Genomic DNA, 25,833 nt, shown 5'->3' with positions numbered 1-25,833 from the left:
AGCAAGCCCCCATTGGCAGAGCGCCAGTGGGGGCTTATTTGTGACGGTAACTGTCAATTAAAAAACAGCCCTCCAAGCGCTAGCCAAGGTCAATGCATAGATATTTTGTTTCAAGGTATTCTTCCAACCCTTGATGACCGCCCTCACGACCTAAGCCTGATGCCTTAACCCCGCCAAACGGTGCCGCTGCGTTCGAAATGGAACCGGTATTAATCCCCACCATGCCATATTCGAGCGCTTCAGCAACGCGCCACACCCGAGCCAGATCACGCGAGTAGAAATACGCGGCCAAGCCATACTGAGTGTCATTGGCCATTTCAATCGCAGTTTGCTCATCGTCAAACGGGAACACAGCGGCCAGCGGGCCAAACGTTTCTTCGTGAGCGACCTTCATTTTATCCGTGGCAAAGCTAATCAGTGTCGGCGTGAAGAAATTACCGCCCAGTGGATGGGGATGCCCACCCAGCAGCAGCTCAGCGCCATTATCAATCGCGTCCTGCACGTGCTCACTGACTTTCTTAACCGCCTTTTCATCGATTAACGGGCCAATATTGATATTCGCCTTGGTGCCATCACCAACATGCAGTTCGCTAACCATCGCCGCCGCCAGCTTTTCGCAAAACGCGTTGATGACACTGGACTGGACTAAAAAGCGGTTGGTGCATACGCAGGTCTGCCCCGCATTGCGGAACTTGGCCGCCATTGCACCTTCTACCGCGGCATCCAAATCCGCATCTTCAAAGACGATAAACGGCGCGTTGCCACCCAGCTCTAGCGAGATTTTCTGAATATGCTCAGCTGCCTGCGCCATCAGCTTACTACCCACCTCGGTAGAACCGGTAAAGGTGATTTTGCGCACCTTCGGCGACTGCGTCATCGCTTGCGCAATGTCACTGGCACTACCCGGCACCACGTTGAACACCCCGCGCGGAATGCCCGCACGCTCGGCCAATAGCGCTAATGCCGTGGCTGAAAACGGCGTTTGGCTCGCAGGCTTGACGACAATCGTACAGCCAGCGGCCAGTGCCGCACCCGCTTTACGGGTAATCATCGCCGCCGGAAAGTTCCAAGGGGTAATCGCGCCCACAACACCTACTGGCTGCTTAGTCACGACGATACGCTGATTCGCGTTTGCCGCGGGAATCGTTTCACCGTAAACGCGCCGGGCCTCTTCAGCAAACCAGCGCAAAAAGCTTGCGGCATAGGCAATTTCGCCCGCGGCTTCTTTAAGCGGCTTGCCCTGCTCGTAGGTCATCAGCATGGCTAAGTCGTGCTGATGCTCAAGCATCAGATCGTGCCACTTTAATAATAAGTCGGCGCGCTCCTGAGCGGTCAACGCTCGCCATGCAGGCAGGGCAGCATCAGCTGCATCGATCGCCCGCTCAGTCTCAACTTTACCTAACCGCGGAATATTGCCGACAACTTCACCGGTTGCCGGATTCAAGACCGTGATCTGCTCGCCGCTATCGGCCGCAACCCAGCTGCCGTCGATATAGGCAAAGGGACAATACAGCTGCGTTTCTTTAAGCGCTTCCATGAAAGACTCCTGACCAAATGTTGGCCGTGTAGGCTTGTTAACACTTCATGCTAAGACGAAACACCCCTATAAACCAAGTTTCTAGCGCGCCTTTATCATCGGCTATCGGCATCAGATTCAGTTAATCAGCATTAGGAATTCTTGCCGGGTCGCCTGGTCGCTACGAAACCTGCCTAGCATAACGGACGAGGTCATACTGGAGTTTTGCTTCTCTACGCCACGCATCATCATGCAAAGATGGCGAGCCTCAATGACCACTGCGACGCCCTTTGCCTGCGTGACTTCTTGAACGGCATCAGCGATTTGTAGGGTGAGATTTTCTTGGATCTGCATACGGCGTGCAAACATATCAACAATGCGCGCAAATTTAGATAGCCCCAGCACCTTGCCGTTAGGTAAATAGGCGATATGGCACTTGCCAATAAAGGGCAGCAGATGGTGCTCACACATTGAATAAAGCTCAATGTCTTTTACCAGCACCATTTCGTCTGTGTGCGACTCAAACACGGCACCGTTAATAATTTCCCCCAGCGACTGATTATAGCCCGCATTCAAAAACTGCATGGCTTTCGCTGCCCGCTTTGGCGTATCCCGCAATCCTTCCCGATCGGGGTCTTCTCCCAAAGCAGTGATTATCTGGCGATAGTGGTGAGCAATATCATCGGACATGTTAAGCCTCATCAAGAACGGTGCACAAATGCAAAAAAACTGACACCTACGTCAATTCTTTCTTTACGCGAATTAATATTAGACCCGTCTAAATATAAAATTTACGCGTGTCTTGGCCAGCAGTTAATGTACAAAAAATAGCTAGAAAGACTGCTGAACCATTATTGTCTGGAATAACCTATTTTAACGTAAGCCTCTCATTTATGGCAGCGTCGCTATTGCCAAGGCTATGCGAAGAAATAATCCGGCCCCACATGCTGATCGGCTATACACCACCCGCGCTATGCCAGCCAACGCGGGGCTTCTAACTGCAGGCTCTGCTGCTCTAACTGGCGGATATGCTGATCCCAGTAACCGCTATCCGCTAACCACGGAAACGCCCGCGGGAAAGCGGGGTCATTCCAACGCGATACCAGCCAAGCAGTATGGCGAATCAACCGATAGCTTCTTAACGGTTCAATTAACGACATCTGCTCCGTCGGAAACGGCAGCGTTTCCTCATATCCTTCGGTAATCTCATTCAAGTGTGCTCCCCAGCCCTGCGGGTCGTCGGTGGGAAGCATCATCCAGATATCCTGAATCGCGGGCGCCATAAGACAGTCATCAAAATCGACCAGCGTAAACTGCTCATCGCGGCCGAGCACATTGCCTAAATGACAGTCACCATGACACCGAATCATGCTACTAGCAGGTACGCTGTGCTTTGAAAGCTGCTGATGTACTTTCGTAATGACGTTTTCATACGCTCGACGCTGATGACCACTCAATCGCTCACTTGCCAGCACACGCTGCTGAGCGTCAAGAATGCCGCTCGCCATCTCTAATCGCGGGCGATGTTGAAAAGCTTGTTTAGCGGAGATTTCATGTAAGCGCCCCAGCACCTCGCCCATCGCAAATAAGTGAGCAGGGTTATCTAACTCCGGGGCCTGACCAGGACAGTGAGGAAATAACGCAAAATTAAATACTTTAAACTGATGTAGCGACTGGCCCTGAGCGTTTCGCCAAGGTGCCACGACCGGCACATCGTTGTCAGCTAGCTCTTGTAAAAAATCATGCTCTTCCTGAATTACCGCTTCTGACCAGCGGTCAGGCCGATAAAACTTAATAATCCAGTTTTTGCCATCCTCATCGCGAAACATTAGCACGCGGTTTTCATAGCTATTTAGCGCGAAAGGCTCTCCCGCTGGCCAAATATCAAGCGACTCGGCTGCTGACATCACTAAATCGGGCGAAAGAGAGCTAAACGGGTGTGACATAGGTCACTCCTGGGTCGGCAAAAAACCTATTCTACCAACCCTTGCCCAGGGGCGTCCGCGCTACTGCCCAAATATCGACGCGCTTAGCACCTGTCTCCAGCTCGGCACACGCCATTTCATGCCCAGTAGCACCGGTAGTCACCACACTAACCAAAACGTAAGTGGCCCATCTTTTATTTCACTGATTTTAAAAGAAAATATCAATTATTTCTAACGTTGCAGCACCTAAGGCACTACTGTAAAAAATGAGCAAGTGAGCACCACCGGCACAACCCACTTCTAAGAAAATGATTTTATTAGATTTATTGAGAACAAAAAATTAAAACTTCAGTAATTGAAGTTCTCAACATCATTTTGAGGTAGTGGGTAGAATTTTGGTTAGCTGAAGTAAAAATTTTTGGGGTGCTAGTAATTTTTTACAGTGTATCCGAGAAAACGAAGCCCTTTATTACTTTACCAGTATGAGTAGTAGGCCCTCCCCATAATTTCTGCTTTTTTAGAATCAGCCTAGCTTCGTCAATAGCTTTCATCTGACTTTGCCTTAGCTTATATAGTTTTACTTGTTGCTGGGATAATCACCACATGCCGTGGTGATGCTTCAACTCGTGCCTAGCGGTGTCCGTGCAACGGCCCAAATATCGACGCGTTGCGCACCTGCTTTGAGCGCAGCAGTTGCCAGCGCATGTCCGGTCGAACCGGTAGTAACAACTTCATCGATTATTGTGATATGAGCCGGGGGCAGTGATTCAAATACAAAGGCGCCCGCCAGATTGGTAGCCCGTTGGCGGCGATTCAACGTTCGCTGAGAGGGGGAATCCTTTACTCGTTTGGCAGTCACCATTGGCACCCCAAGCTGACGACTGAGTTGTTCGGCCAACCAATGCGATTGGTTGAACCCTCGCGTGCGGGCATGTCTAGTGGTCATAGGCACCGACAATAGTGCATCACCCTGGGTCACGGGCGGAGTTAACAGCATCAGTTCAGCTAATAGTGTGCCCGCCCGCGGAGAGGCATAGAATTTAAAATCATGCACTAGCTGTTTAATAGGCCCTTGGTACAGCAGGCCCGCCTGGGTCGTAGAAAATGCTGGTGGTTCAATTAGGCAGTGCGCACACAGGCTCGCACCATGAGCAACAGGGTCAGCGCATTGGCGGCAGGCATGCAGGTTCCACGGCAGCTCGCACAAACAGGTTGCACACCACCCTCGCCCCGCTAATGCCTGTGCCAGGCAAAATGAACAATAGCCAGGCAAACCACGCTTGAGCCATCGATTAATGAAATAGACCCACTGATGCATCTTTTCAGTGCCCTCTTAGCAATCCACTCCTTGATAAAAAAACTCTAGGTTATTATAAAGTCTCTTGAGGTAGTAAGTTCAGCAGCAACTCCCCTAAAAACAGCATTATTTTTTAGTGGATTTTAACATCATACCCAAGTGCTCTCAGTCCTTTACTCGTCCTACCATTTCTAGGCGGACATAGCTCAGGTCTTGCCCAGCCGGTCATTTCTGATATCTGATTGATGCCAAAATGCGGGAACTTCCGGTTCTCGCTATACGCAGCTTCAAATAGCATATCGACAAAGTCTTCTGGCCTACCTGAATCCATGACGTAAATCAGTAGATCTTTGATGGTTTGCCCTGAATTATTTTTCTTTGCCCACAACCATTCCGCAAAGGCTTCTACTCGCCCATCTAAGCCAGTATGTGCATCATCAATGCATAGAACAGCTAACCGCATGCGTTTAACGTGATCGGCAGTAGAGTGGTTGGCTTTGCAGATTTCGGCAAACCCCTCAACGGTCAAGTTGCCTATGTTTTCTTTTGACAGCAATTCATATATGACAGGAGCACGACGATGGCAGTTATCATCTTCATTGGATGGTGGCCCTGGAAGCCTTGACCACCATTGAAGTCCAGCTTCCAAGGCTTTAGCTGGATCGGCTTTATTTTTGCTATAGAAGTCTTCATAAGGGTGCTTTGCACCATCTTTCACTTCGTTGTGGTAGTAGGCATGTAAGAACTGATCAGCTTGCCATTCAGCAGGCACACCTTCATTGAGCCATGCAGGCCGGTATGCAGGAGCTTTGCTAGCAATATTTCTCAGATAGCTAATGCCATCGCCCCACTCCTTAATGAAACGGCTTCTATGAGCATCATAGGCTTTCTCAGGGGTAGTATGAGTAGCAGGCCCTTCCCACACTTTATGCTTTCTTTGCTTCAGGCTAGCTTCGTCAATAGCTTTCATCTGACTTTGCCTTAGCTTATATAGCTTTTCTTGCTCGGTTATAACCTCTTCCGATAATGGAAAAATCTCTTCATAAGAAGCAAGATTTTCAAAAAATAATTCAATCTGAGCAAGCGAGTTATCAACTAAAAGCTCTTCTTCGCTAAGGAATACACCGAACTCAATATTTGTAACCCAAGCTCGGTCTGTGAGGTTGGCAGATCCTATGTATGCCCCATACCCCTTCCACCAAACAACCTTGGAATGGAGAATATCGGGAACCAAATTACAGAAAATATTGTTCCCAACATTTGTCAGCAATTTTCTTAAAAGGTTAGGTGAAACAGGAACTGTATGGTCATACCGCATCCAAATATCGAGGCGGAACTTGTTGGCTAAGCAATTCGCAAGAAGTGTCGATGCATCGCTACCATATGCTATGGCAGCTTTTACAGACTCAACATCGCTATTTTTTGATGGCAATACGTCACGAAGGTAATTACCATTTACTTTGTTACCAAAAAAAATCATTGAATTCCTTCTTCTATTTTTTATCGATGCGAATGGGTCTAATTATAAGCTATATCCAAAATAGATATTTAAGATAGCGATTTCGCTAGAGTAAGCATTATTTTTTAACATTATCGTTATGTGTCTCCAGAATAGATATAAATTATTCGACAGCATCATAAGAAACATTATTTTCTTGATGCAAATATTTAAGCACCATACTACCATCTAGAAAATGGCCAGAAATAAAATTATTATATATAGGATCTAATATTTTTAGATTAACACCCGCCTCATGTGCTTTTATTAAAGAATAGCGAATAGATTGAGCTAATTTGAACTCAGCGGTATACCTATTTTTCCGTGATATTTGAAGTCTGAATACTGTATTCAGTAAAGAAATTGCTGCCTGAACTACAGAAGGCAGGCTGTTTCTCTCTAGTTTAAATACAATATATAACGGCATTCCATCCAGACAATAATTTAGACCTTCATCTTCAAGAATAGCAGCCTGGTGTATCATAAGTATTTTTTTCAAAATGGTAAGACTTAAAGCATTAAATTCAAACAGCAGGCTGAGCAAATCCTCATTGTGTACAGGGAAAGGCAAACCACTAAATGCATGTAAATTTAACCCATTTATTTTTTTGCTTAATGTAGTGTTCTTGGACAATTTTGAAGCAAAAATATGCATTGGATAAACATCAATATCATACCTCGAAACAAGGCTTCCTATGGCATTATCTATTGTCAGCCATGGGAGACTGACTGAATATGCAGCAATGATTGTATGTATTACTGAATCATCTATCCCGCCCTTCAAGAAATTAAGATCACGAGGGAAGTCTTCTTCCAGCATATCATTGTTTTCAATTTCTTTTACAGACTTCAAAATTTGATCAAGCCCTTCTAAAAATACACCAAATTCTCTTTCAATATCTTTAGCAAACGTTCTTAAAAATCTACCATCACTATTCACCGCAATTGTCATATAATCTGCGGACGTGATAGTTTCACGATAATTTTTTATAATAAGACTGGTTTCTTCCGTGACATAAAAATCTGTTTCACAAAAGCTTTCCGCAATGCCAGTGAGAGCTACGTAAATGATTGTATAAGCATCAGTAATAAATTTTATCGGCGGTGCAGCTAGCTTTTCTACAGGCAAAATCATTTTTACTATTGAGGCATCAATAAATAATTCAAATGCAGCTTTAGCAGGCTCATTATAGTTAATTGATTTCCCTTTCATTAAAAGCGGTATATTTGGGTCTCCAAATACATTTAAATTTTTCTCTGATGAAAACTTTTTAAGCATACTTCCCATATGTTCTAATAGATCTTTTCCATTCTCCGGGACTTTTAACATGTAAAAAGAGTCACCGCCGTCATTTATTTCATGCCTTATTGTGCAAGAAATTTGAAAAGCAGCTACATAGGGGGGCATTTTTTTATGTAATGTTAAACCATTTACTAAACTATCATCTGTTTCTCCTTCATTAAGGCTGAGCAAGGCTTTACCTAAATTGGTATCAGCATGAACTACGTATTGATTTGAAGAATACCTGTAATTATCAATTACAATAACTCTTCTACGGTTATCCATTTGTGAAAACTCAAAACCAGATATTGAGTTTCCTACATCTTTATAACTTGGCTCTAATTCTTTAGAACTTACTCTTGAGATAGTATGACCAAAGTGAAGATCCGTAATTATTTTTGATGCTTTGACCGGATCACGAAGAAACAAATTCACTGCTATTTTTTCAACCTTGCTAAATCTTACAAAATGATACATCAATGCTAGCAGTTGAATTGAATCTTCATGATCAATATCAATTACAGAAATATCAATATTATCTAAAAAGGCTTCAATATTGTCTGCTTTATCGAAAGTTAATAAAATTCTGGCTTTCTGAAGTAGAAAGCTTGTTGAATTTGGTTCAAGACTAAGAGCTCGATTAATGGATTTTAAAGAATCAGGAGCCTGCTTTTTATTTGCTTGAAAATGTGCCTTAACAGACCAATAAAAACTTGACGCTTGAGCATCTGCATGAAGTTTATTTAAAATAATTTGAAAGCTTTTAAATTGATTGCCATTATACAAAGCAATCAAATATTCTTTCATTATTGGTGATAACCAAGGATTATTTAAGGGCAATATCGGTTCTAATATGCTATATGAATCAATATAGAGATCATGCCTATGAAGATTCCTAACCAATTTTTCTAACAGCCAGGGATTGATTACTCTAAAATCTCCATCATTATTGTAAAAATCTCGAATTAAACTAGGTATTTTTCTTTTGTATCCGAAATGCAAAGTGTTTGATGCTGAATACAACAATAATTTAACAAAAGACTTAGTAGCATCATCACCTCCTAATATAAAAATCTCATCTTCTTTTGCTATCAATTTATCAATTACACTTATATCAAGGTATTCAATTACCAATAATATATCAGTTATTTCTAGCTCTTGAGATAAAAGCACCTTGCCCCTAAGCTCATCTCGCCTAGCTCCACTTTCTCTAAGAAGAAAGCCTTCTCTTATATCATCATTCAAATAACTATAATCTTCTTTCTCAGTTGCATATAAAAAGGCAGCAAACTCAGGGAAGTCATTCGCCCATTTCTCAATATATTTCCAACAAGCATTGCTTAACCCTTGACTTGCTGAAGAAGAATAAGTCAAAATTGGAACAGCAAGACTGTATAACCTTTTATCTTTCCCTTCGGCTTTATCTATTAAATTAGCAACTTCCTCGCTAATTTTAACTATTTTATCTTTTAGACTTTTTTCAATAAACCAAAATCCTCTTCCGTCTAAATCATTACCAATTTCAACACTTATTGATTGTAAATATACAACTTCTGTTTCGTAACCACCAAAATCTCTCTTAGCTTTTTCCGCAAGCTTAAATGCACCCCTGCTATTCTCATTCCTTAGAAAACCTTTTATTACTGCTAGTATTTCTATATCGCTATTAAATGAGCCATTAGCTTCAACCTCTAATTCTTCATCAACTGCCAAAAACTCAAAATATTGGCATTTAGATAAAAAACCTGGATTGCTTTCATTTTTATAAACCTCTATAGCACCTTCTTTATTTTTTTGTAGCAGCCTTAATCTAATCATGGCTGCTAAGAACATATCTTTATCTTTAGAAGAGTTTGATTCTGCAAAAGCTCTAGAAATTCTAGGATGAACAATCTCTGCCTCTGAAGAATCTGTTAAGTCAGAAATTAGCTTTAAAGCTTCTAAATAGGGCTGTGATTCTTTGCCGATTCTACCGATACTCTCAATAGCTTTTATACTATTTTTTGCATTAGGAAAATCCCCTTTTCCGACATCATTAAAAATATTTATAGATAAACTCTTAAGCTCATCGGGCATTAAATCTTTTAACTCATATTTGTTGCCAGCAACATTATCACCATTGCCATTATGTAGTTGGTTGTGTGATGTTTTTTCAAGTGCATACCTATTGCCAGAAACATTATTTCCTGTAATTTTTTTTCTCTCCCCAAATAGCGAGTGAGTCATTTTTATAATATTTTTAAACACAACCAATTCCTTTTGTTAACAAATTTTATCGCCACCAACATTATCGCCTGAACCGTAATGATACTGATTAATCGTATTACCTACGTTTTCGGTTTTAATATTATTCAGTGCTTTCACTAACTCAGGAGACTCCTCCATTCTTTTAATAATCCCCTTTTCACTTAAATCTTCCAAATCTACACTTTGGTCTAGCTTGACTAGTTCATCAGCGATGTGATCAAGCTTGCCCTGTTCTTCATTGACTGCTTTGGCAAGCTCGCTCACGAAGTAAGCTTTTGTAAGGGATAGCCCTTTTTTTGTGCTTTCGTAAACAATATTGGCAACGACTCCAGCCACAACACTTTCTATCACCATGATTTGCTCCCATTTGTATGCTCAAAAGTCATGAATTCATCTTAGGCTTCTTTTATTACCACTGCAATCCGTTCAGCCTTCAACGATAAACCATAAGCAATTGAAAATAATACTAAAATATAGAGAGATGGGTTTCAGTACAGAGTGTTGTGCCTTAGGTATCGGACATTACATCGTCAATAATCACTAAATGCTGCGGTGGCGGCATCTGAAATGCAAAAGCATCGGCTAAATTTGATGCCCGCTCGCGGCGATTCAACGTGCGCTGGGAGCGGCTTCTCTTAACTCGCTGAGCAGTGTGTAATGGAACAGCCAATCTGTGGCTGAGCTGTTTCGCCAGCCAGTATGATTGATTAAATCCACGCTCACGGGCATTTGCAGGGTGCATCGGTACTGACACGAACGCTTGCCCAGTTAGCTGGGGCTGGGTCATTAACATCAGTTCGCAAAGCAATACCCCAGCCCTCGGTGAGGCGTTGAATTTAAAATCATGTATAAGCTCTTTAATGACGCCCTGATACAGCAACCCCGCCTGAGTCGCCAAAAATGCCGGCGGCTCTGTTAAGCAATGCCCGCATAATCGCTGGCCCTGCGTCACCGGCTCACCGCACTGGCGACAGGCATATAAATTCCAAGGAAGCTCATCGGCACAAGCATCACACCACCCACTCCCTTGCGCCGCAGGGGCCAGGCAAAAGTCGCAATAGCCCGGCATGTTTTGCTTGATCCAATGATTTCCTCTTTGCAGGTATTGCTTCAAAAACATAGCGCTCCCTCAACCCATTTAAACAAATATCCAACTAGGCGTTGACTTGTATCATAAAAATGATAATATACGCCTCGTCTTCGCGGATGTGGTGGAATTGGTAGACACGCTAGATTTAGGTTCTAGTGCCGTAAGGTGTGGGAGTTCGAGTCTCCCCATCCGCACCAATTACTTGTTAGTTTTCAAGAAGTTAGCTTTACCAATTGTCTTCAAATGGTCTCTATATAGCCTAGTTTAGGCATAGCTTAGTCAACATATCAGGCACCCATGAGGTGCTTTTTTTGTGCCTGCTCGTTGCGCTGCTGCACTTACTCAAGCAAAACCGAGAGCACGGCAAAATCAGCCGCGGCTACTTTTTAATGCAAAACCTTTGCGCTGTTTAATTGCTAATTGATGTTGCGGGCGTTTCAATTATGCTTGTAGGGCGGCCATAACGGCCGCCCAGGCAGAGCCGGTGTAAAAACTATACCTCAGTAAAATCTACAGCCTCAATCCGCCGTCACACTCAATGATGCGCCCGCTGAAATAATCATTTTCAACAATGAAAGCGACACTTTGGGCAATATTGTCGGGATCCCCCAAACGTTTTAACGGCACGCTAGAGGTAATGCGCTCCAACATATCAGGGCGCATACCAGCGGTCATTTCAGTGGCCACAAATCCAGGCGCAACGGTGCCGGTACGAATGCCATAGCGCGCCAGTTCCTTACTCCAGGTTACCGTCAACGCATGCACACCCGCCTTTGCTGCCGCATAGTTACTCTGCCCCATGTTGCCCGCACGAGAAATACTTGAGATATTGACGATCACTCCCTCATTACCAGCTTCAATCATCTGAGTAGCTGCTTCACGCCCGCACAGAAAAACGCCGGTTAAATTAACATTAATGACGTTTTGCCAGCTTTCCAGTGACATACGCTTTTCAACGTGGCCATCTTTCGCTTTAACCAGCAGTGCGTCCTGGGTAATGCCTGCGTTATTCACGCAGCCGCTTACCGGCGCCATGCGTTTTGCAATGTCGGCGAATGCCTGGATAACGGAAGCCTCTTCCGCAACGTTTAACACAAAGGCCTGAGCATCAATCCCTTCAGCAGACAGCTGAGATACCGCCTGATCTAATGCCTCACTACTCATATCCAGCAGCGCCACGCGTGCGCCCTGTTTGCCTAAGCGCAGGGCCGTGGCATAGCCCAATCCTCGTGCGCCACCGGTTATAGCAATGACTTTATCGGTAACTACCATTACTGACTCCTTTTAGGAAGATGTGCGCCGCATAACCCGGGATTTACTAGCCTAAACCGAGGGCAACCAACGCGACAACGCACATCTTTAGCTGCTTGTTATTTGTATTTCTGGCACCATATTAGCTGGCTACGACTGTTATAGAGTCGTTTTTTTGGAGTTGACCATGCCTATTTTGATTTTTATATCGCTATTCACTTTACTAGATTTTGTTGTGCTTTTTTCAATTGGCAGCCAAATAGGCCTGATCACGACCCTATTGTTAGTGCTTGGCACAGGCTTTGCCGGGTTACATCTTATTCGTAAAGAAGGCGTCTCAACCTTCGCGCGCGCACGCCAGCGCATGCAGGCAGGTGAAATCCCCTCTAGCGAGCTTCTGACTGGCGCTGCGCTTATTTTTGGCGGCGCCCTACTGATGGCGCCGGGCTTCCTGTCGGACGCACTAGGCCTTGCATGCCTGATTCCCAGTGCGCGCCATTTAATGTTTAAAGCATTAACGTGGCTAGGCATTAAAACCATTGCCGGGCAACAGCAAGGCCCGCATGCATCATCTGCCTACTCACGCTCAACACGCTCCGACAAAGGTGACGAGTGGTTTGATGGGCGGGCGAAAGACTCCGCCGCTGCCTCACCTGATCAAGACGGTCCCATTGAGGGCGATTTCATTAGTCGCGATGAGCCTTCGCGCCATCGATAACGCGTCGTTTGGAAGAAAACCTGCAAAAAAGCAATTTTTTATTGCCCTCCCCCTTGAAAGGCTACCTGCAGCCCCCACTTTTTAGCCAGCACATAAATTCGGTGACTGCTTAATGTAGCAGCCGCCATTAACAATGAAGACCGAAAGGTCTTCACGTCTCGCGGGACTCTCCCACGAGAACATTTTTTAGCTAGCTGCCCCAATCAGGGCTTCAACCTACTTAGGAGAACGTGAATGAACATCCGTCCTTTACATGATCGTGTCATCGTCCGTCGCGTTGAAGAAGAACAGAAAACTGCTGGTGGCATCGTGCTTCCTGGTAATGCACAAGAAAAGCCGACCCGTGGTGAAGTACTAGCCGTCGGCAATGGTCGCATTCTTGAAAATGGCGAAGTACGTCCGCTAGACGTTAAAGTCGGCGACAACGTGATCTTTAAAGATGGCTACGGCGTTGAGAAACAAAAAGTCGACGGCGAAGAAGTTCTGATCATGAGTGAAACCGATATTCTTGCAGTTGTTGAAGGTTAATCCTCATTTCAACTATTTACTTTCACGTTTTTGAATTCAATTTAGGAAGTAACCACTATGTCAGCTAAACAAGTTAAATTTTCTGATGACGCACGCAAACGTATGGCGCGTGGCGTTGATGTTCTTGCCAACGCAGTAAAAGTAACGCTAGGCCCGAAAGGCCGTAACGTGGTGCTGGAAAAATCCTTCGGCTCCCCTACCGTTACTAAAGACGGCGTATCTGTCGCTAAAGAAATCGAACTGAAAGACAAGTTCGAGAATATGGGCGCCCAGATGGTTAAAGAAGTTGCTTCACAGACTTCTGACGCTGCTGGCGACGGCACCACCACCGCTACCGTTCTCGCTCAGGCAATCATTGCTGAAGGCCTGAAAGGCGTGACTGCCGGCATGAACCCGATGGACCTTAAGCGCGGCATCGATCAAGCCGTTGCGGCCGCTGTTAAAGAAATCAAAGCAATGTCCGTACCTTGCACCGACACCAAGTCGATTGCTCAGGTCGGCACGATTTCTGCCAACGGCGACAAGCGTATTGGTGAAATCATCGCTGAAGCGATGGAAAAAGTAGGTAAAGAAGGCGTCATCACCGTTGATGAAGGCCGTGGCTTTGAAGATGAGCTAGAAGTTGTTGAAGGTATGCAGTTTGACCGCGGCTACCTGTCTCCCTACTTCGTAACCAACCAGGACACCATGACGGTTGAACTGGAAGATCCTTACATCCTATTAGTGGATAAAAAGATCTCCAACATCCGTGAGCTGCTGCCGGTTCTTGAAGCCGTTGCTAAGCAAGGCAAGCCGCTAGCTATTATCGCTGAAGATATCGAAGGCGAAGCGCTTGCAACGCTGGTGGTTAACAACATGCGCGGTATCGTTAAAGTCGCTGCTGCTAAAGCACCTGGCTTCGGCGATCGTCGTAAATCCATGCTGCAGGACATTGCTATCCTGACCAACGGCACGGTTATTTCTGAAGAAGTTGGCCTGACGCTTGAGCAAGCGACCCTGGATCACCTGGGTACAGCTAAGCGCATGACCATGTCTAAAGAAAACACCACGATCATCGACGGCGCTGGTGCAGAAAACGATATCGAAGCTCGCGTTAATCAGATCCGCGCGCAAATCGAAGACACGTCTTCTGATTATGACAAAGAGAAGCTGCAAGAGCGCGTTGCCAAACTAGCAGGCGGTGTTGCTGTTATCCGCGTTGGTGCTGCGACCGAAGTGGAAATGAAAGAGAAGAAAGCACGCGTTGAAGATGCTCTGCACTCTACTCGTGCAGCTGTTGAAGAAGGCGTAGTGCCTGGCGGTGGTACCGCACTCGTTCGCGTTATGGCTAAAGTACAAGGCCTGACTGGCGAAAACGAAGATCAAAACCACGGTATCAACATGGCGCTACGCGCTATGCAGTCACCGCTTCGTCAAATCGTGACTAACGCTGGTGAAGAAGCTGCCATCGTGATTAATCGCGTTAAAGATGAAGTAGGCAACTTCGGCTACAACGCACAGACCGGCGAATACGGCGATCTGTTCGAAATGGGCGTTCTTGACCCCGCAAAAGTAACCCGCACTGCGCTGCAGTCCGCTGGTTCTGTTGCCGGCCTGATGATCACCACTGAGTGCATGATCGCAGAAGACCCCGAAGAGAAAGAAGGCGCGCCTGACATGGGTGGAATGGGTGGTATGGGCGGCATGATGTAATGCAACCCTGAGCCCTTTGCTCAAGATGACTAGCTGTTAATGTCATCACCAACAACCCCGCCCTGTGCGGGGTTGTTGCGTTATAGAGGCCTAAACGATAGTAACTCTGCCGCATAACTTATCGTCCATTCAGCTAAGCCAACGTGCTATTATCAGGCCGATTTTTTAAGGCTATAGGGCGATAACGCATGTTGCAGCATATTCGTATCGTGCTCGTACAGACCTTCCACCCAGGCAATATTGGGGCTGCGGCGCGGGCAATGAAAACCATGGGCTTGACTGAGCTGGTACTGGTTAACCCACGCTCATACCCTGATGAAGAAGCCACGCGCCTTTCCGCGGGCGCTAACGATGTGCTTGATAATGCCCGCGTTGTCAGCTCGCTAGACGCCGCTGTTATCGACTGCGTTCAAGTGGTGGGAGCAAGCGCACGCCTGCGCAGCCTACCGTTGCCACACTATGATGAACCCGATGATATGGCGGTGGACGTTATTCAGAACGCGCAAACCGGGCCGGTAGCATTAGTGTTTGGGCGAGAGCGCTCAGGGCTTACAAATGATGAGATTCGCTGCTGTACCCACCAGGTCAGCATTCCGGCCAATGCCGATTACGGCATTCTGAATTTATCTCAAGCGGTGCAAATTTTAGCGTACGAAGTGCACCGTGCATGGCGTAAAAGCGCAGATAACGATTTCGCATATCAACGGCCGCTGGAAGCGACACCCCCTAGCCGTGAGCAGTTTCTACACTTCCAAGCGCATCTCGGGGAGTTAATGCAAAAGAGTGGCTTTTTAACCCAACCCCACGCCCGCACTGAAGAGCAGCTTCAAGCACTCTTTGCCCGCGCGCAGCCTAGCCGCAAAGAGCTTTCTCTGCTGCGAGGCCTACTAAGCGCTTTTGAGTCTTATTTGCCTAAGCAGTGAGGCATGATTACTCAGAAAAAAGGGACAACGCCTGTTGTCCCTTTTCATGTCAAAGCAGCATGCCTACAGCATCATTGCCGCCAGCCAGCCAAAGCCCACTAACGGAATGTTGTAGTGCAGGAACGTAGGTACGACGCTGTCCCAAATATGATCATGCTGACGATCCACATTAAGACCGGAAGTCGGCCCTAGGGTTGAATCAGACGCAGGTGAGCCCGCATCTCCCAGCGCCGCTGCCGTACCTACCAGCACTACCGTGGCCATGGGCGAAAAGCCAAACTGCACTGCCAAGGGCACAAAAATAGCGGCAATGATGGGAATGGTTGAGAACGATGAACCAATCCCCAGCGTTATGAACAGCCCGACCAGCAGCATTACCAGCGCGGCTAAGCCTCGGTTATCACCCAAAATTGCAAAGGCGCCCGATACCAGCGTGTCGATTTCCCCCGTGGTTTTCATCACTTCGGCAAAGCCCGCCGCAGAAATCATGATAAAACCAATCAGCGCCATCATTCGCATGCCGCTAGTGAACAGATCATCCGCTTCCCGCCACTTGAATATTCCGCCAAGCGAGAGCAAACCGATACCGACCAAGCCCCCTAAAATCATTGAGCCGCTATAAAGCTGCAGTCCAAGCGCTGCGACGATGGCAAAGCCCGACATTATCAGCCCCAGCATATGAGGCTTGGCGGGCGTATGTCCTTCCATCACATTCGCGTTGGCAATGTCTTGAGTCTGATAGTCACGCGGGCGCCGATAGCTCCAAAATAGCGCGACGATTAGCCCTAACGCCATACCGCCTACCGGGATCGCCATGGCCATAGGCACCATGCCACGGGTAATCTCTAAGCCTAACGGCGCACCGGCACTATTTAAGTTAGCCAGCAATATATCGTTAAGGAAGATCGCTCCAAAACCTACCGGCAGCAGCATATAAGGCGCCGTTAATCCAAACGTGAGCGCACAGGCCACCGCGCGCCGGTCTAGCTTCAAGCGATTCATCACGATTAAGAGCGGTGGAATAAGCACGGGTATAAAAGCGATATGCACAGGAATAGCGTTTTGTGAAGAGATAGCGACCAGCAGAACCGCCGTTAGCAGCAGCACTTTAACTCGCGTTTGACGTGCCAGCGTCGTTTGTTTGCCCAGTAACGCAATCAGACGATTCGCCAGCATATCCGGCAAACCAGAGCGTGAAATAGCCACCGCAAAAGCGCCCAGCGTGGCATAGGCCAGCGCAACTTGGGCACCGCCACCTACGCCGTTATTAAACGCATCCATGGTTTGCTCAAGCGTCAGTCCACCCACTAAGCCACCGACTAAGGCGCCTAGCACCAGCGCGAAAACCACAGAGACACGCGCCAGCGATAGCGCCACCATCACCAGCACCGCCAGAATTACTGCATTCATGAAGATCCCTAAAGCTATTGAAAGGCTATAAACAGCGAAGGTGGCGAATTTTAGCAGAATAAAACGACAAACCTAAGCGGAGGACTCAGCAAACGCACTACTTTATTCGCTCATCTCGACACCCTATGAGGCAGCTTCTAAATCCACACATCTCATGTCATAGTCCATAACATGCACTATTGACTACATCGTAAGCCAGCCCATAAAGAGAACACGATGGCCTTTGTTCGCCACAACGCACTACTACTAATTGTACTAGCAGGCCTCGTGCTTTCCATCGCGATGGGATTACGCCATGGCTTTGGGCTTTTTATGGAGCCGCTAAGCAGTGAACTTGGCTGGGGCCGCGGCGTTTTTGCCTTCGCACTTGCCTTACAAAATCTGGTATGGGGATTGTCGCAACCTTTTACCGGTGCGCTCGCTGACCGCTTTGGAGCGGCAAAAATAATTATTGTTGGGGGCATACTGTACGCGCTAGGACTCCTGTTGATGGGCCTCTCTACCTCAGCGCTGGGCATGGCGTTAAGTGCCGGCCTACTAATTGGTCTTGGCCTTTCAGGCACGACATTCTCCGTGATTTTAGGTGCCGTTGGCCGTGCGGTAGCGCCCGAAAAACGCAGTATGGCCATGGGTATCGTGAGCGCAGCAGGCTCATTCGGCCAATTCGCCATGCTTCCCGGCACTCTTGGTTTAATTGAGTGGCTCGGCTGGGCCGCGGCGCTGATAGCGATGGCGGCAATTGCAGCCCTGATTATTCCCCTGGGAGCCATGCTGCGTGACAAGCCCACTACTAAAACCGCCTCTGACCTAAGCTTGAAAGATGCGCTCAATGAAGCGGCCGGGCAAAAAGGGTTTTGGCTGCTTTGCCTAGGGTTTTTCGTCTGCGGCTTTCAGGTCGTGTTCATTGCCGTACACCTTCCCGGTTACTTATTTGATAACGGGCTCGCCGTACAGGTGGGCACAACCGTGTTAGCACTGATTGGGCTATTCAATGTCTTTGGCACCTATATCGCTGGCTGGATGGGCGGCATCTGGTCTAAGCCCAGGCTGCTAACCTGGCTCTACTTACTACGTGGCGTCGTCATTAGCGCTTTCTTATTTTTACCACTGAGCGCGATCAGCGCCTATGCGTTTGGCATCATCATAGGCGTTCTTTGGCTGTCCACCGTGCCACTTACTAACGGTATCGTTGCATCAGTCTTCGGCGTTCGTCATCTTTCCATGCTGGGGGGCATCGTTTTTCTCTTTCACCAACTAGGTTCTTTTATGGGTGTTTGGCTGGGCGGCTATCTCTACGATCTTACCGGCAACTACAACACGGTATGGCAAATTGCTATTGTGCTCTCTGTGGTAGCCGCGGCACTCCATTGGTTTATTAGCGAAAAGCCGCTTGAGCGCTCCCCGTCAACGGTGATGACCTCATGAAAATTGAGAGGCTTCTCAAGATAGCAACGGCAGCGCTGCTGCTATGCGGCCTCATGCTTGCGTGGTGGGGCTGGCAGCAGGCTGATGCAACCTTGCTGCTAATGGGAACGCGCCTTTGCTAGGCTCCTTACCCGGAGACTAGGCAGCTGAGTGATAATTTTGTAACTAAAACGATATCAGCAGATGACTGATTCTTAGCGGATCTCTTTTCTGTATTATCAACTGGCAAGCTTTGTGCGTAAAAATACGCGACTACCCAATGATTGTTACACCAGCCTCCGATATAATCTGCCGATGACTGAATCTAATCCGAACGCCTCATTGCCCGCCGCCAGCATTCCTGGCGATGCGCTGCCCCCCGTGGAGCAGCACGCCCTGCAATACGCGACGGTGCGCAACGCTCACGAAACCGAATTGATTGAAGACTATGTTGAGCTGATAGGTGATTTACTAATGCACCGCGGCGAAGCCCGTGCAGCGGATATAGCCAACCGCATGGCGGTTAGCCAGGCGACGGTATCGAAAATGATTCGGCGTTTAAATGAGCTGGAGCTAGTGACTAGCAAGCCTTACCGATCGCTGTTCCTCACAGAGGCTGGCCAAAAAATGGCCGAGACGTCGCGTGCTCGCCACGACATCGTGCTGCACTTCCTGCGTGCACTGGGTGTTAAAGATGCCACCGCCCGCATTGATGCTGAAGGCATGGAGCATCACGTAAGCGATGAAACACTCACGATCATGCAACGCTTTACCGATCAGCAGCAAAAATAAAAGCTAACCGCCACTGCCTGATACTCGGGCGGGCATTCCCAGCCTCCCGATGCCAGGCAATTTTAGCGCAGGCCGCATAACATCAAGACCAACGCTCAGCCCTAAAAAGTTAATTTCAATACCCTCTTCCAGCGCGAGCATAACGCCGATCACGCCACCCAGTGAAAACTGGTAGCCGGTGCCGCTGGGGGTGGGCGCAAACACGCCGTTAAAAATATAGTCCTTGCCGATAGCCGTCACAGGCAGCGTTACCTCAAACCCTGGAACTTCACGTATTACCCAGGCAATAAAGCTGTTGCTGTTAGGTCCAGGCCATACGCGGTAAAGGTCGGCTTGGGGATAATCCATGGCAGCGGCCTCTATCTTCGGAATCATCCGGACAGCCGCTTCGCCGCGGTAATCGGCCAATAGCGTAGGCGGATTTCCAAACCAAGCCCGGTCAGGCGTATCAATAGACGACACCACCGTCGGCCGCCGCCAGCTCAATACCTGATGAAGCCGATAGCTATCAGCGTTTTCCGCTTTGGTAGCGATCCAAATATGCTCCCCAAACGCCCCTCGCCAGTTGTATGCCCGGGCCGAATAGACCTGCACAACGGCCTCGGAATGCTCTGATGGATCAGGCGCAATACCCACTGAGGTGCGATCTAACGATGACCAGTGAACATCCGTGACCACCTGATTGCTCGCCAATATCCATGCAGGGCCCACTAACAGCAGCGCCAAAAGCGCCACGAGACTGAGCAGCCATCGCAGTAGCGTTTTCATCGTAATACCCATAAGGCTAATCGTTAACTGTAAGTACCGCGATAGCTTACAAGACGCAAGCGTATTGCGTGACGAGTTGATGCGTCAGTAGTATTTAGAGGAGGGAAATAAAAAAGAATGATGCTAGAAATGGTGGTAGCCCCAGAAGCCACATCCCGGCACACGCAGCCACCACTACCGTTGCTCCCTTCCGGGCCTGGCGGGGTTCGCAGTTTAGCGTTGCGGGAGGACCTAAGGGGCCACCATAACGGCACACTCTGTTGACGTGAGTGTGCTAATGCTGATGTGGTGGCTACGCCCTGATTTGAACAGGGGACCCCATCATTATGAGTGATGTGCTCTAACCAGCTGAGCTACGTAGCCTTTTCCTCATCAACGGGTGCAGATTATGCCTATCTTAAATGCGAAAGGCAAGCCGGATTCCGACTCACCTCCCCCACCTAAATTAGCTTATTGAATGGCAGCGCGCACGGCCTCTGCGCCAGGCTCGCCATTGCGGGTCGTTACGCCGTCTAACCACTCGTCCAGGATACTGTCATTGGCTTTTAAGTAGTCACGCGCGGCGTCACGGGGTGCGACGCCACCATCCATAATCGCGCTCATCAGCTGGTTCTCCATTTCCAACGTAAAGGTCATATTGCGCAATAATGCCCCTACATTTGGGCACTCATCCACAAACCCAGCGCGCGTATTCGTATGCACCGTCGCGCCGCCTAGTTCTGGGCCAAAATAGTCATCTGCACCGGAAAGATACGCCATCTCAAAGTTAGAATTCATGGGGTGTGGCTCCCAACCTAAAAACACCATCCACTGCTCGTTAGGAACGCGCGCGCGCAACTCCGCCAACATCCCTGCCTCGCTGGAGTTAACCACCTGCCAATCGCCTAATTCATAGGCATTATCATCAATCATTTGCTCGATTAGCTCGTTACCATCGTTCCCCGCTTCAATGCCGTGCACGCTGCTATCAAACTGATCGGCATGCTCGGCTAAATCATTCACTGATGTCACACCCGCATCGTACACATATTGCGGCACGGCCAGCGTGTATTTGGCTCCCTCAAGGTTAGCTACCAAGCGCTCAACCTCACCTCGCTCAATATAAGGGTCGCTGATCGATGCCATTGAAGGCATCCAGTTGCCTAGGAAGACATCAAAATCATTGTTGCGCATACCGGCGTAGGCAATGGGCACAGAGACCGTATCGACGCTGGGTGCATAGCCAAGCCCTTCGAGCACCTCACTAGCCAGCGCAGTGGTCGCGGTAATGTCTGTCCAGCCAACCTCAGCAAAGCGCACGCTGCTGCATTCATCGGCATAAGCCGCCGTTGGCAATCCGGCGGCCAGTAATAAAGCACCGGCATAACGCGTCGAAATTTTACTCATGTTCGTTGTCCCCTTGAAACGTTTGATGCGAGCACTCTGAGACCGCAGCCTTCGCATTCCTAAAAAATTTGGCGTCTTTTACTGACTGATCTTTTATTGATTGAACGTTCAATAAAAAAATGACATCATGGTTAGGTAATCATGCCTTCGCCTGGGTTTCAAGTTTAGGCCCACGTAAGGCATTCAACGGATTATGAGAGTCTCTAGGAGATAGCTGTGCCAAAGGTGGGAATGGAACCAATACGCCGCCAGCAGTTAATTAACGCAACGATGGCCGCCATTGACGAAGTCGGTTTAGCCGAAACTACCGTGATGCGCATTGCTCGCCATGCCGGGGTCTCTGCGGGCATCATCAGCCATTACTTTGGCGGCAAAGATGGTCTGCTGGAAGCAACCATGCGGCAAATACTGACCGACCTCACCGAGGCCGTTGCCGCGCGCCGTCATGCGTTAACAGACGACTCTCCCCGCGCCCACATCAGCGCCATTATTGAGGGGAACTTTGACCGCACTCAAGTCACCGGCCCCGCTGCCAAGACCTGGTTAGCCTTTTGGGCGAGCAGCATGCACAAGCCTATGCTTCAGCGTTTGCAAAACGTCAATGACCGCCGTCTTTACACGCATTTATGTCACCAGTTTCGACGCGTTATGTCACGTCATGATGCCCGCAGCGCCGCCCGTGGTTTGGCGGCGATGATTGATGGTCTGTGGCTACGCGGGGCGTTAACGCCCGCCGGGCTTGATGCAGATGAGGCCAGGCTTATCGCACAGGCCTATCTGGATCAGCTGCTTGCTCATCATGGCTGCGCAACCTCTGCGTGCGACACATACCGCTAGTTTTTTTATCCGAGGAGATCTACATGGCCGCTCAAGACATACAGCCTCTCTATATTGATGGTCGCCAGGTAAGCGCCACGTCAGGTGAAACCTTTACCGTCACCAATCCCTTTAATGGCAGCCTGATCGCTACGATCGGACAAGCCAGCCAGTCCGATGTTGATACCGCGGTTGAAGCCGCTCAGCGCGGACAGCGTGAGTGGGCGGCCATGACCGGCATGCAGCGTTCGCGCGTATTATTGCGCGCTGTGGCATTGTTACGTGAACGTAATGACGAGCTTGCCGAACTGGAAACCCGCAATACCGGCAAGCCAATCAGCGAAACGGCAAGTGTTGATATCGTGACCGGCGCCGATGCGCTTGAGTATTACGCTGGCCTGGCGCCGGCCATTGAAGGTAGCCAGATTCCCCTGCGCGATAGCTCTTTTGTATACACCCGCCGCGAGCCGCTGGGCGTAATTGGTGCCATTGGGGCGTGGAACTACCCAATCCAAATAGCCTGCTGGAAAGCGGCGCCGGCGCTGGCCGCAGGCAACGCAGTAGTATTTAAGCCTAGCGAAGTCACCCCGCTCACGGTCATGAAACTGGCCGAGATCTTCACGGAAGCAGGCCTGCCTAACGGCGTCTTTAACGTGGTGCAAGGCGATGGGCGCGTAGGCGCAATGCTCACTGAACATCCTGGTATCGCCAAAGTCTCGTTCACTGGCGAGGCGGGCACCGGCAAGAAAGTTATGGCCGCCGCCGCAAGCTCGACGCTAAAAGACGTCACTATGGAGCTGGGCGGTAAATCGCCGCTGCTGGTCTTCGCCGATGCCGACCTGGATCGTGCCGCTGACGCCGCCATGATGGCCAACTTCTACTCCAGTGGCCAAATCTGCACCAACGGCACGCGTGTGTTTGTTGAACGCAGCGTTAAAGATGCCTTTGAGGCCAAGCTAGTGGAACGCGTCAAGCGCATTAAAGCGGGTGACCCGATGGACCCTAGCGTCAACTTTGGTCCGCTGGTCAGCTTCGAGCATCAGGAGAAAGTGCTTTCCTATATCGCTCTGGGCAAAGAGCAAGGCGCTCGCCTGCTGGCAGGTGGCGACGACTGGAACACAGGCAGCTTTGCAGATGGCGCCTGGGCTGCACCGACGGTATTCACCGACTGCACCGACGAGATGCGTATCGTGCGTGAAGAGATCTTCGGCCCGGTAATGTCAGTGCTGGTTTTCGATGACGAAAATGAAGTTATTCGCCGCGCCAATGACACCACTTATGGACTTGCCGCCGGTGTCTTCAGCGAAAGCCTGAATCGCGCCCACCGCGTGATTCACCAGCTGGAAGCCGGTATTTGCTGGATCAACACGTGGGGTGAGTCACCTTCCGAGATGCCGGTAGGCGGCTATAAAGAATCGGGCATTGGTCGCGAGAACGGTATTGAGACGCTTAATCACTATACCCAAACCAAGTCCGTACAGATTGAAATGGGCCCGTTTGAGTCAGTGTTTTAAGGAGGTATTATGTCCCAACCACGCGAATTTGATTACATCATTATCGGCGCAGGCTCCGCGGGCAACGTGCTTGCTACTCGCCTGACCGAAGACAGCAACGTCAGCGTGCTGCTGCTGGAAGCGGGCGGCCCTGACTATCGCTTAGATTTTCGTACCCAAATGCCGGCAGCACTGGCCTTTCCGTTGCAGGGAAAACGCTATAACTGGGCGTTCGAAACCGACCCAGAACCGCATATGGATGGCCGCCGCATGGAGTGTGGCCGAGGCAAAGGCCTGGGCGGCTCCTCGCTAATTAACGGCATGTGCTATATCCGCGGCAACGCCCTCGACTACGACAACTGGGCTAAACAGTCCGGTCTTGAAGATTGGGACTACTTAAGCTGCCTGCCCTACTTCAAAAAATGCGAAACCCGCGACACCGGCGCTAATAGCTACCACGGTGGCGAAGGCCCGGTCAGCGTGACCACGCCAAAAGCGGATAACAACCCGCTCTATCGCACCTTTATTGAAGCTGGTAAGCAGGCAGGCTACCCGGAAACCGAAGACGTAAACGGCTATCAGCAAGAGGGTTTCGGTCCCATGGACCGCTTTGTGACGCCGAAGGGCCGCCGTGCGTCCACTGCTCGTGGCTACCTAGACACCGCCAAAAAACGCCAAAATTTAACCATTGAAACTCACGCGGTTACTGACGTTATTGAATTTGAAGGCAAGCGCGCCGTTGGCGTTCGCTATGAGCAGAAAGGCGAAAAGCAGCAGGCGTATGCCCGCTGTGAAGTACTTCTATGCGGAGGCGCTATCGCCTCGCCGCAGATTTTGCAGCGCTCAGGTATAGGCAATCCAGAACTGCTGAAAGAGCTTAATATCGAGACGGTTCACGCCCTGCCCGGCGTAGGTGAAAATCTCCAGGATCATCTGGAAATGTACATTCAATACGAGTGCAAAGAACCTATCTCGCTCTATCCGGCGCTGAAGTGGTACAACCAGCCTAAGATTGGCGCTGAATGGCTATTCAATGGTACCGGCGTTGGCGCCAGCAACCAGTTCGAAGCCTGCGGGTTTATCCGCAGCCGCGATGAAGAAGAGTGGCCCAATCTGCAGTATCACTTTCTGCCCATCGCGATTAGCTACAACGGAAAAAGCGCGGTGCAGGCCCACGGCTTCCAGGCCCACGTTGGCTCTATGCGCTCGGAAAGCCGTGGCCGTATCCGCTTAACGTCGAAAGATCCTCACGCGGCGCCGAGCATTTTGTTCAACTACATGGCGAAAGAGAACGACTGGCAAGAGTTTCGTGACGCCATTCGCCTCACTCGAGACATCATCGCCCAGCCAGCGTTTGAGAAGTTCCGCGGCCGTGAAATAGCCCCTGGACCGGATGTCCAGTCAGACGCGGAACTCGATGCGTTCGTTAAGGAACACGCCGAAACTGCCTACCACCCTTGCGGCAGCTGTCGAATGGGCAGCGATGACATGGCCGTCACCGATGGCCAGGGCCGCGTCCATGGCATTGAAGGTCTGCGCGTGGTCGATGCATCACTTTTCCCAGTGATCCCTACCGGCAATCTAAACGCTCCGACCATTATGCTGGCGGAAAAAATCGCTGACCGTATAAAAGGCAACGCGCCGCTGCCTCGTGCCAGCGTTGACTACTACGTTGCAAACGGCGCGCCCGCGCAGCGTATCTAACCAGAAGCGCACCTGAACATTGAGTCCGTTTCTCACTCAAAACGCCATGGCTTGTTGCCATGGCGTTTTTTTAGAGCGTGTGTGGCTATAATG

Annotated in this window: 21 protein-coding genes, 2 tRNA genes and 1 other RNA gene; 10 read left to right on the top strand and 14 right to left on the bottom strand. The window is 49.0% G+C overall.

The window, feature by feature from the left end:
- Window positions 1-79 precede the first annotated feature (79 nt).
- From KUO20_RS07170 to KUO20_RS07135, 8 genes are all read right to left on the bottom strand, one after another.
- The gene (locus KUO20_RS07170; RefSeq protein ID WP_235042177.1) at window positions 80-1,537 is read right to left on the bottom strand and encodes an NAD-dependent succinate-semialdehyde dehydrogenase; all 1,458 of its coding nucleotides are present in this window, start codon (window positions 1,535-1,537) and stop codon (window positions 80-82) included.
- Between the two features lie 117 nt (window positions 1,538-1,654).
- A complete protein-coding gene (gene folE, locus KUO20_RS07165) occupies window positions 1,655-2,206 on the bottom strand; it encodes a GTP cyclohydrolase I FolE (protein ID WP_096280280.1) in 552 nt (183 codons plus the stop codon).
- Between the two features lie 281 nt (window positions 2,207-2,487).
- Complete coding sequence (locus KUO20_RS07160) at window positions 2,488-3,462, bottom strand: serine/threonine protein kinase (protein ID WP_235042176.1); 975 nt, start codon at window positions 3,460-3,462, stop codon at window positions 2,488-2,490.
- Between the two features lie 598 nt (window positions 3,463-4,060).
- The gene (locus tag KUO20_RS07155) at window positions 4,061-4,759 is read right to left on the bottom strand and encodes a ComF family protein (RefSeq protein WP_235042175.1); all 699 of its coding nucleotides are present in this window, start codon (window positions 4,757-4,759) and stop codon (window positions 4,061-4,063) included.
- Window positions 4,760-4,871: 112 nt separating this feature from the next.
- A complete protein-coding gene (locus tag KUO20_RS07150) occupies window positions 4,872-6,218 on the bottom strand; it encodes a phospholipase D family protein (protein WP_235042174.1) in 1,347 nt (448 codons plus the stop codon).
- A 142-nt stretch (window positions 6,219-6,360) separates the two neighbouring features.
- Window positions 6,361-9,765: a GapS6b family protein gene (gene gapS6b / locus KUO20_RS07145; RefSeq protein WP_235042173.1), complete on the bottom strand. Its 3,405-nt coding sequence runs from the start codon at window positions 9,763-9,765 to the stop codon at window positions 6,361-6,363.
- 15 nt (window positions 9,766-9,780) lie between these two features.
- Window positions 9,781-10,119, bottom strand: coding sequence for a GapS6a family protein (gene gapS6a, locus KUO20_RS07140; RefSeq protein WP_235042172.1), 339 nt, complete (start codon window positions 10,117-10,119; stop codon window positions 9,781-9,783).
- 154 nt (window positions 10,120-10,273) lie between these two features.
- Window positions 10,274-10,885, bottom strand: a complete 612-nt coding sequence (locus tag KUO20_RS07135) for a ComF family protein (protein WP_235042171.1) — start codon at window positions 10,883-10,885, stop codon at window positions 10,274-10,276.
- A gap of 82 nt (window positions 10,886-10,967) precedes the next feature.
- Here KUO20_RS07135 and KUO20_RS07130 point away from each other — a divergent pair.
- Window positions 10,968-11,052: transfer RNA gene (locus tag KUO20_RS07130), tRNA-Leu, on the top strand.
- A gap of 313 nt (window positions 11,053-11,365) precedes the next feature.
- Here KUO20_RS07130 and KUO20_RS07125 read toward each other — a convergent pair.
- Window positions 11,366-12,127 (bottom strand): SDR family oxidoreductase, encoded by a 762-nt coding sequence (locus tag KUO20_RS07125; protein ID WP_235042170.1) that lies wholly within the window; start codon window positions 12,125-12,127, stop codon window positions 11,366-11,368.
- A gap of 166 nt (window positions 12,128-12,293) precedes the next feature.
- Here KUO20_RS07125 and KUO20_RS07120 point away from each other — a divergent pair, with 166 nt between their 5' ends.
- The 4 genes from KUO20_RS07120 to KUO20_RS07105 all read left to right on the top strand — a co-directional run bounded on the left by KUO20_RS07120 (window position 12,294) and on the right by KUO20_RS07105 (window position 15,967).
- Window positions 12,294-12,824, top strand: coding sequence for an FxsA family protein (locus KUO20_RS07120; RefSeq protein ID WP_235042169.1), 531 nt, complete (start codon window positions 12,294-12,296; stop codon window positions 12,822-12,824).
- A gap of 234 nt (window positions 12,825-13,058) precedes the next feature.
- Complete coding sequence (locus tag KUO20_RS07115; RefSeq protein ID WP_096280288.1) at window positions 13,059-13,352, top strand: co-chaperone GroES; 294 nt, start codon at window positions 13,059-13,061, stop codon at window positions 13,350-13,352.
- 57 nt (window positions 13,353-13,409) lie between these two features.
- Window positions 13,410-15,044, top strand: coding sequence for a chaperonin GroEL (gene groL / locus KUO20_RS07110; protein ID WP_235042168.1), 1,635 nt, complete (start codon window positions 13,410-13,412; stop codon window positions 15,042-15,044).
- 188 nt (window positions 15,045-15,232) lie between these two features.
- Window positions 15,233-15,967, top strand: coding sequence for an RNA methyltransferase (locus tag KUO20_RS07105; protein ID WP_235042167.1), 735 nt, complete (start codon window positions 15,233-15,235; stop codon window positions 15,965-15,967).
- A gap of 63 nt (window positions 15,968-16,030) precedes the next feature.
- Here KUO20_RS07105 and KUO20_RS07100 read toward each other — a convergent pair whose 3' ends face one another.
- Entirely contained in the window at window positions 16,031-17,377 is a 1,347-nt protein-coding gene (locus tag KUO20_RS07100; RefSeq protein ID WP_235042166.1) for a Na+/H+ antiporter family protein, read from the bottom strand.
- Window positions 17,378-17,593: 216 nt separating this feature from the next.
- Here KUO20_RS07100 and KUO20_RS07095 point away from each other — a divergent pair, with 216 nt between their 5' ends.
- Together KUO20_RS07095 and mntR are read left to right on the top strand one after the other, a co-directional pair.
- Complete coding sequence (locus KUO20_RS07095; protein WP_235042165.1) at window positions 17,594-18,802, top strand: MFS transporter; 1,209 nt, start codon at window positions 17,594-17,596, stop codon at window positions 18,800-18,802.
- 294 nt (window positions 18,803-19,096) lie between these two features.
- Window positions 19,097-19,573, top strand: a complete 477-nt coding sequence (mntR, locus tag KUO20_RS07090) for a manganese-binding transcriptional regulator MntR (RefSeq protein WP_235042164.1) — start codon at window positions 19,097-19,099, stop codon at window positions 19,571-19,573.
- Window positions 19,574-19,576: 3 nt separating this feature from the next.
- Here the strand turns inward: mntR and KUO20_RS07085 are convergent, their stop codons facing one another.
- From KUO20_RS07085 to KUO20_RS07070, 4 genes are all read right to left on the bottom strand, one after another.
- A complete protein-coding gene (locus KUO20_RS07085; RefSeq protein WP_235042163.1) occupies window positions 19,577-20,341 on the bottom strand; it encodes a DUF3750 domain-containing protein in 765 nt (254 codons plus the stop codon).
- A 139-nt stretch (window positions 20,342-20,480) separates the two neighbouring features.
- An RNA gene (gene ffs / locus KUO20_RS07080) (signal recognition particle sRNA small type) lies at window positions 20,481-20,577 on the bottom strand.
- Window positions 20,578-20,627: 50 nt separating this feature from the next.
- Window positions 20,628-20,704 (bottom strand) — tRNA-Met (locus KUO20_RS07075).
- Between the two features lie 87 nt (window positions 20,705-20,791).
- Window positions 20,792-21,727, bottom strand: coding sequence for a choline ABC transporter substrate-binding protein (locus KUO20_RS07070; protein WP_235042162.1), 936 nt, complete (start codon window positions 21,725-21,727; stop codon window positions 20,792-20,794).
- 216 nt (window positions 21,728-21,943) lie between these two features.
- Between KUO20_RS07070 and betI the strand changes: the two genes are divergently transcribed.
- The 3 genes from betI to betA are packed head-to-tail and all read left to right on the top strand — an operon-like array spanning window position 21,944 to window position 25,740.
- Complete coding sequence (betI, locus tag KUO20_RS07065; protein WP_235042161.1) at window positions 21,944-22,564, top strand: transcriptional regulator BetI; 621 nt, start codon at window positions 21,944-21,946, stop codon at window positions 22,562-22,564.
- 23 nt (window positions 22,565-22,587) lie between these two features.
- On the top strand, window positions 22,588-24,057 hold the full coding sequence (betB, locus tag KUO20_RS07060; protein WP_235042160.1) for a betaine-aldehyde dehydrogenase: 1,470 nt from the start codon (window positions 22,588-22,590) through the stop codon (window positions 24,055-24,057).
- Between the two features lie 9 nt (window positions 24,058-24,066).
- Window positions 24,067-25,740, top strand: coding sequence for a choline dehydrogenase (gene betA, locus KUO20_RS07055; RefSeq protein ID WP_235042159.1), 1,674 nt, complete (start codon window positions 24,067-24,069; stop codon window positions 25,738-25,740).
- Window positions 25,741-25,833: the final 93 nt, after the last annotated feature.

Source organism: Vreelandella profundi (assembly GCF_019722725.1).
In the GTDB taxonomy this organism is placed as follows: Bacteria; Pseudomonadota; Gammaproteobacteria; order Pseudomonadales; family Halomonadaceae; genus Vreelandella; species Vreelandella profundi.
The sequence above is the reverse complement of the archived record's forward strand: the minus strand, read 5'-3'. Positions and strand labels throughout refer to the sequence as shown.

Bases quoted from the DNA above. Each gene is read 5' to 3' on its own strand.
- mntR (WP_235042164.1), top strand. From the start codon at position 19,097: ATGACTGAATCTAATCCGAACGCCTCATTGCCCGCCGCCAGCATTCCT.
- KUO20_RS07120 (WP_235042169.1), top strand. From the start codon at position 12,294: ATGCCTATTTTGATTTTTATATCGCTATTCACTTTACTAGATTTTGTT.
- KUO20_RS07135 (WP_235042171.1), bottom strand. From the start codon at position 10,885: ATGTTTTTGAAGCAATACCTGCAAAGAGGAAATCATTGGATCAAGCAA.
- KUO20_RS07100 (WP_235042166.1), bottom strand. From the start codon at position 17,377: ATGAATGCAGTAATTCTGGCGGTGCTGGTGATGGTGGCGCTATCGCTG.
- KUO20_RS07150 (WP_235042174.1), bottom strand. From the start codon at position 6,218: ATGATTTTTTTTGGTAACAAAGTAAATGGTAATTACCTTCGTGACGTA.
- KUO20_RS07070 (WP_235042162.1), bottom strand. From the start codon at position 21,727: ATGAGTAAAATTTCGACGCGTTATGCCGGTGCTTTATTACTGGCCGCC.
- KUO20_RS07160 (WP_235042176.1), bottom strand. From the start codon at position 3,462: ATGTCACACCCGTTTAGCTCTCTTTCGCCCGATTTAGTGATGTCAGCA.
- KUO20_RS07125 (WP_235042170.1), bottom strand. From the start codon at position 12,127: ATGGTAGTTACCGATAAAGTCATTGCTATAACCGGTGGCGCACGAGGA.
- KUO20_RS07105 (WP_235042167.1), top strand. From the start codon at position 15,233: ATGTTGCAGCATATTCGTATCGTGCTCGTACAGACCTTCCACCCAGGC.
- folE (WP_096280280.1), bottom strand. From the start codon at position 2,206: ATGTCCGATGATATTGCTCACCACTATCGCCAGATAATCACTGCTTTG.
- KUO20_RS07170 (WP_235042177.1), bottom strand. From the start codon at position 1,537: ATGGAAGCGCTTAAAGAAACGCAGCTGTATTGTCCCTTTGCCTATATC.
- KUO20_RS07085 (WP_235042163.1), bottom strand. From the start codon at position 20,341: ATGAAAACGCTACTGCGATGGCTGCTCAGTCTCGTGGCGCTTTTGGCG.
- KUO20_RS07095 (WP_235042165.1), top strand. From the start codon at position 17,594: ATGGCCTTTGTTCGCCACAACGCACTACTACTAATTGTACTAGCAGGC.
- groL (WP_235042168.1), top strand. From the start codon at position 13,410: ATGTCAGCTAAACAAGTTAAATTTTCTGATGACGCACGCAAACGTATG.
- betA (WP_235042159.1), top strand. From the start codon at position 24,067: ATGTCCCAACCACGCGAATTTGATTACATCATTATCGGCGCAGGCTCC.
- betB (WP_235042160.1), top strand. From the start codon at position 22,588: ATGGCCGCTCAAGACATACAGCCTCTCTATATTGATGGTCGCCAGGTA.
- KUO20_RS07115 (WP_096280288.1), top strand. From the start codon at position 13,059: ATGAACATCCGTCCTTTACATGATCGTGTCATCGTCCGTCGCGTTGAA.
- gapS6a (WP_235042172.1), bottom strand. From the start codon at position 10,119: ATGGTGATAGAAAGTGTTGTGGCTGGAGTCGTTGCCAATATTGTTTAC.
- KUO20_RS07155 (WP_235042175.1), bottom strand. From the start codon at position 4,759: ATGCATCAGTGGGTCTATTTCATTAATCGATGGCTCAAGCGTGGTTTG.